This is a genomic window from Halorubrum sp. SD626R, from assembly GCF_001261915.1.
Classification (GTDB): Archaea; Halobacteriota; Halobacteria; order Halobacteriales; family Haloferacaceae; genus Halorubrum.
The window spans coordinates 1-6,130 of sequence record NZ_CVRT01000127.1; the positions used below are offsets into that span (position 1 = coordinate 1).

The following is a 6,130-nucleotide window of genomic DNA, read 5'->3' on the forward strand; positions in this document are numbered from 1 at the left end:
AACAGGCCGCTCATACATTCGGGATCATTAGATCGCTGAATCTCACAGGCGCATCCGTCGAAATCACCATCGACTGCCTCGTTATGGGGGCTTTCCGTAGTTCTACATAAGAGCGATTCTGATATCGTGGTCGCCTAAGCTCCTACTCCAATGCGTTCGATACTGACTAAGAAGTCATTATTGGGACAACATTTCGAAGATCAGTAATTATTTCAAAACATGAATACGTAAGAGAGGGTATGTATGATCTCACAGGCTTTCAGCGCGATTTGCTGTACGTAATCGCCGGCCTCGATGATCCACATGGGCTCGCTATCAAGGATGAGCTCGAAGATTATTACGAAAAAGAGATTCACCATGGGCGGCTCTATCCGAATCTCGACACGCTCGTTGAGAAGGGACTTGTCGAGAAAGGTCAACGCGATCGACGAACTAACGAGTACACTACTACTCGGCGAGGAACCAGAGAAATCGAGGCGCGAACAGACTGGGAAGCCGAGTACATTGAGTACAACGGCTGAATCGTCGGGATCGAGAACAGTCTAGCTTCGCCGCTTCATTTTGGATTTTCGTGTATCGGATCTACAATCGTTTCGCAGTTGGGACACTCTGCCCAGACTCCTGCCTCACCCTCGGTAGTCTCGTATTCGATCATCACCCACACCTCACTAATCTCATGGCCACACTGCGGGCAACTACCCAGCACGGAGTTGTTTGCTGTCATGAGTTCACGTGAGGCGTATTTACTCGACTCGCTACGTGCCACTACGAGCGGCAGTCATCTAACTCTTTGTCAGACACTCTCGTGGTCTATGAACTGAGCGAGGTGGACGAAACAGCTCTCCAGAGTATGGATGCTGTCACCCACGATTACCCTCCGAAAGCACTAGCAGCGTATCAGGCCCCACCACGATAGGCCAGCACCGACGCAGCTACACTCCGAGGAATGCCGGGTCGACGTCGTTCAGGCGACCGGTCGATTCGAAGTGATTCCTGAAGTCCCGGTAGAGTTCCGTACACTTCCCATCAGTGTCGTATCGAAGGGTGTGAAAATCACCAACGACCGCACAGTACCGCTTGGCCCGAGTGAGAGCAACATTGAGCCGTCGCGGTCCGTCGTTGGCGCGACCGAGAAAGCCGATGTCACCGTCGGCATTACTCCGAACAAGCGAAATGATGACAGCAGTCTTCTCGCTCCCTTGGAAGGAATCGATAGTGTCGACGGTGATTGCGGTCGCGTGGTCGACGTGATCGTTGAGTTGATCACGGAGTAGTCGAGCATGGGCAGCGTATGGTGTGATAACACCGATCTCTTCCGGTGGAACATCTTCAAGAGTAGTCTGAACAAGGTGAACGACAAGACGTGCTTCAGCCTTGTTAGCCCGGGAGTGGTTGACAGTATCGACCGAACCGCCGATATTGTAGCCTTCAATCGCTGGCGTGTCAGCAAGCGAGGTGACGACGCGGCCGGTTCGGAGCGACCCATCGTAGAACTCGCGGTTGGAAAAGTAGGCAATGTCGGGGTGCATCCGATATTGGGTCTTCAGTTGGAGGCCAATCTCTTCGTAGACGCCACCGTCGGCGTAGAGGTGTTCAAACAGTGAGAGTCCATATCCAGAATCGGGTGGATCGTCTGTCGCACTGAACGGTGGGAGTTGTTCGTGATCACCCGCAAGAACAGCTCGGTCGACGCGGGCAAGTGGAATACACGATGCGGTACAGGTCGACTGCGTCGCTTCATCGAGAACGAGGAGGTCGAACTCACGGGCGAGCGTGGCCGCACTGCTGTTGGTCGCTGCGACAACCTCAGCTCTTTCAGCAACATCTTGGTAGCTCTCCCGGAGAACGTTATGCGTCGACCGCTCGGCGTTGACACGGTCAAGAGTGAACTCGCCGGATCCGTATTGCCCGTAGGCATGGAGTGACCCAGCATCAAGCTCATTACGTGTCGAGTTGCCGGCGACGAGGTTGTCTAGCGCCTGGTTCGAATCCGTACAAACAAGCACATCCTCGCCAGCGTCGACGGCGCGACGGATAATTTCGACGAGTGTCCTTGTTTTCCCTGTGCCCGGCGGCCCGTGAATACAGAAGAGCTCATCGGCGAGGAGGGCATACTCGACAGCGAGCTGCTGTTCTTGATTGAGATCGTCATCAAACGATTCGCTCAGTGCGGCAGCCTCATTCGAGAATGTAAGCGGGCGATCGCCGACAAGCACCTCGTGGAAGGAATCATCTCGTAAGGACTCGATGGCGGTGAGCTCGCGATCAAATGGAACTGGATTGAGCCGTTCGGAACACCCGATCGTATGATCGCCCTCTAGATAGGCGCTGACTGTTCCCGTAGTATCGACGGTCTCCCACTCGAGCGTGAGCCAGATATTCAGCCCACGGACGCGTTCAACTTCGGCAGCAACCGGGAATGAATCAGGTGCGTCGTCAGCGTCAGCATGAATCAGAACCTCGTTACCTTGGTAAATGCCGAACTCGCTTTCGACAAAGTAAGCCCAGTCGTCGTCGCGACGGTCTTCGAGCCGTGGATCGAGATCGACTCGGAAGCGGTATTCGCCGTTTTCTTCGCCACGACACAGCAGTTGGGGAATGGCGGATTCACCGCGTTCGTACAGCGCTCGTGCTGAGAGATTGCGAGCTTGCGTCTCGTTACTTGCTCTCGTCGCCGCACGCTCATCAGCAATGTAGTCCCGAAACTCTGTGAGTAAGTCAGCGTCTTCCACTGGGTGTATCGGATCTTCGTGGTCATCAATCGGAGCATCGTACCCTGGTGGGTACGGCTCCGGGAGATAATCCGAATGCCAGAACCGAATTCGATTCGCAAGTTGCGTGCCGCCAAACTCGTCAGCGGCAATCGGTTTCACATCACCGTCTCGCTCAACGAGGAAGATCTCGCCACGTACCTCATGGTCGGTGTAGGCAACGAACTCCTCGGTCGGCGTCGCGTTGTCGAGCCCGTGTAACGGAATACATGTCCAATCCCGGTCAGGATGGGAGAGTTCGTCGTGATGGCTCGCAAATGTGGCGATAGGGCGGACTGGAATATGCTCAGCTGTCTCAGAAAGCGTCGTTTTGGAGGCAGTATGGAGGACAGCATCAGTAAGCGAGAACTGATCGACGGCATACTCAAACAACAGAGACATTGAGTAACATGCTCTCTTGACACCATATAATACTTCGTCGCTATTGGGCTACAGAAAATTGAGGAGAAGGTCTCGCGTTTTGGCGCAAAGAGAATACCAAAGACTGTCGAGACGAATGCCTCGGTTTGACACCGAAGCTATTCACTAATTGTGGGCGGTACCACACACACACCCCGGGTGTCGAGTGTAAATCGTCTATGGTAGCTGTCTGGTGCCCGTTAAACGGTTGTTTGAGTACGTGAGAATACGTTTAATACCGATATAGATAGACTGTGAACGGCTAAAACAAGGATTCTGTCGTAGTTTCTACTAGGCTTACAGTTCGTCGAGAGACTCCATCCTTTTCTCACGAGAGCTATATAAGAGATATATTCTTAGAATCTATATTGGCTCAAAACTGCTTGTACTGTCTAATTCTTTGTTGTTTGTTGCCCGTATAATAAAATATTTATATTAATTATAGATAGTAGTAGTAAGACTACTATCAATCGATGTCTAAAGAACTCTTCCGCGTGAAATCGGCATCTAATGATAGTAGAAACCGGATAAACTACCGAGTAGTGACCTACCATCTCATCGATTTACACTCGACACCCGGGGTGTGTGTCTTCGGGGACGTAGCTTCCTCGGTAACAGTAGACATCATGGACTACTGCGTTACACTCGACGACCGGGGATCCATTAGATATTTCTTCTTTTTGAAATACACTTTGCTATTCCAATTTCTTAGACCTTACAAATGGTGTATTTCAGCATTTACACTCGACAGGTGGTGTGGGATAAAGACATAGTTTTATATATCACACCGACCGTCGTGTGTAATATGAGCCGGACGTCCCGAGGTCGATTACTCAAATGAGTAACGAGAAACAGAGTTCTCTCGACTCAATTTGGGAAAGCGAGGATCCGGTTTTTGCGAACAAAGAACTCCTCGACATCGAACATATTCCAGACGAGGAACGGATTATTGGCCGCGAGGATGAGATATCTAATCTCGCCAATAGTATCCATCCTGCAATCAGGGGTGGAAAGCCTAGAAATACGCTAATTTACGGGAAGACGGGGACTGGAAAAAGCCTTGTAGCTAAACACGTTACTCAGAGTGCTGAAGACTTCTCCCACGAGCAGGGTACGAGACTCGATCGCGCATATATCGATTGTACTCAAGCAACGACGGAGACTCAAGTTGTTATCAAACTCGCCCGAACATTCAATCGACCAGATGAAACAGATATCTCTGTACCTCTTTCTGGGTTATCGACGAATGTATACTACGATCGTCTTTGGCAGATTCTCGATAGCCTCCACGACGTCGTCATCATCATTCTCGATGAAGTCGACAAACTCCAAGAGAACAACGTGCTAATGCAGCTCTCCAGAGCTGGGGAAGCTGGAAAGATTGACTCATGTAAGGTCGGAATCCTCGCGATCAGCAATAAAATCTCACTTAAAGATTCTCTGGATGAGCGGGTTTTGAGTAGTCTCCAAGAGCGTGAGTTTATTTTTCCGCCCTACGACGCAAACCAACTCCGCGAAATTATGCGCCATCGTCAAGATGCGTTTCGCGAAGGAGCTCTCACCGATGATGTAATTCCTCTTGCGGCTGCGTTCGCCGCACAGGAACATGGTGACGCTCGAAAAGCCCTCGATATTCTTCGAAATGCTGGTGAACTCGCGAAAGACGATGATAGCGACGTTGTCCAGGAAGAACATGTGCGAAATGCGCGAGAAAAAGCAGATATCGATCGATTCTCGAAGTTGCTTCAAGACCAGCCAACACAATCAAAAGCCGCAGTGTATGCTCTTTCATTGATCGCAGACGGGAGCAAACAAGAAGAATTCCCCACACGTGAAATCTATGAACGGTATGAGCAACTCACTGAATCGCTAGAAATTGACCCACTCTCACAACGGCGGATGTCTGATCGGTTGAACGAACAGGCTTTTCTCGATATTCTTGGTGTTACAGATCGAGTTGGCCGTGGTCGTGGGAAGGGAATGACCAATTTCTACTACCTTCTCGAGGAGCCAGAAGTCGTCCAAAGCGCCATTGAATCTGATCAGCGATTCTCTCCTAATGGATAACTCATGATTTTACACTCGACAGTTGGGGTGTCATTCTCTGTTTCTCGGGGCGATGTATTCTGTATTTTTCTATATGCTGTCTATAGGGCATAGTACGCCATTTAATACCTATTTACACTCGACGCCCGGGGTGGTCTGTTTTGCTGTTCTGACGATATATCAGGTACGTCAGTCGGCTTACTTGAGAGAACTTGTAATGTAACCTTCATCGGCATGCGAAGTTGGTTCAAGGTAATCGAATTTCGGTTCGCACATGGGGTGTGTCGATCATAGGATCGGTCAATAATTCATTCTACTCGTCTGGATTGACTGGGCTCTTGTACTGAGATCGGATTTTGTCTCCATCTCGCCACTGCCAGTAGTAGTAGCGGTTGTCGTTGATCTCCTTGATCGTGATCGTCGCTTTGGCAGGAACGTCATCCGGAAGATCGTCTGGCCGCTCTTCGACTCCCTCCTGATCTGCCGGCTTCTCGGGACAGGCCTCTCGTTCCTTGTGCTCGGCGAGCGCTTCAGCGTACGTCGCAACGTCTTGGAGCTGCTCCGGGCTCGACTCGTTGAGTGTGTTGACGATCTCTGTCGGGAGGGTCGCCGGTGGGGTCGGGGGTTCGTAGGACATCGGCTACTCGCGTGTCGCTCTTATGTAGAAACGCGGAAAGAGGTCGTTTGGTTGTGCCAGCTCCGAATTGAGTACGCTATCTCGGGTTCAAATCGCCGGACTACGGTGGGTGTTCAACATGTTAAATCGTCTTTCCGCAGCTCTACACAAGAGCCAGACGATCGCTCTTATGTAGAACTACGGAAAGCCCCCATAACAAGGCAGTCGATGGTGATATCGACAGATGCGCCTGTGAGATTCAGCGATCTAATGATCCCGAATGTATGAGCGGCCTGTT

4 protein-coding genes and 2 pseudogenes are annotated in these 6,130 nt (G+C 50.9%); 3 read left to right on the forward strand and 3 right to left on the reverse strand.

All coding sequences use genetic code 11. The features are described from left to right. Window positions 1-110: pseudogene (locus SD626R_RS16530) on the forward strand (IS1595 family transposase); the annotation flags it as partial. 129 nt (window positions 111-239) lie between these two features. Continuing rightward, a complete protein-coding gene (locus SD626R_RS12890; protein ID WP_092566751.1) occupies window positions 240-521 on the forward strand; it encodes a helix-turn-helix transcriptional regulator in 282 nt (93 codons plus the stop codon). Between the two features lie 411 nt (window positions 522-932). On the opposite strand, the gene SD626R_RS12895 is transcribed toward SD626R_RS12890, so the two are convergent. Further along, window positions 933-3,152, reverse strand: a complete 2,220-nt coding sequence (locus SD626R_RS12895; RefSeq protein WP_092566752.1) for a DEAD/DEAH box helicase — start codon at window positions 3,150-3,152, stop codon at window positions 933-935. An 846-nt stretch (window positions 3,153-3,998) separates the two neighbouring features. Between SD626R_RS12895 and SD626R_RS12900 the strand changes: the two genes are divergently transcribed. Further along, the gene (locus SD626R_RS12900) at window positions 3,999-5,237 is read left to right on the forward strand and encodes a Cdc6/Cdc18 family protein (protein WP_394324705.1); all 1,239 of its coding nucleotides are present in this window, start codon (window positions 3,999-4,001) and stop codon (window positions 5,235-5,237) included. A gap of 292 nt (window positions 5,238-5,529) precedes the next feature. Here the strand turns inward: SD626R_RS12900 and SD626R_RS12905 are convergent, their stop codons facing one another. Beyond that, window positions 5,530-5,853: a DUF6788 family protein gene (locus SD626R_RS12905; RefSeq protein WP_092566754.1), complete on the reverse strand. Its 324-nt coding sequence runs from the start codon at window positions 5,851-5,853 to the stop codon at window positions 5,530-5,532. A gap of 167 nt (window positions 5,854-6,020) precedes the next feature. Then, window positions 6,021-6,130: pseudogene (locus SD626R_RS16535) on the reverse strand (IS1595 family transposase); the annotation flags it as partial.

Excerpts from the sequence above, each read along its gene's own strand:
- SD626R_RS12895 (WP_092566752.1), bottom strand. The coding sequence starts at position 3,152 with ATGTCTCTGTTGTTTGAGTATGCCGTCGATCAGTTCTCGCTTACTGAT.
- SD626R_RS12905 (WP_092566754.1), bottom strand. The coding sequence starts at position 5,853 with ATGTCCTACGAACCCCCGACCCCACCGGCGACCCTCCCGACAGAGATC.
- SD626R_RS12890 (WP_092566751.1), top strand. The coding sequence starts at position 240 with ATGTATGATCTCACAGGCTTTCAGCGCGATTTGCTGTACGTAATCGCC.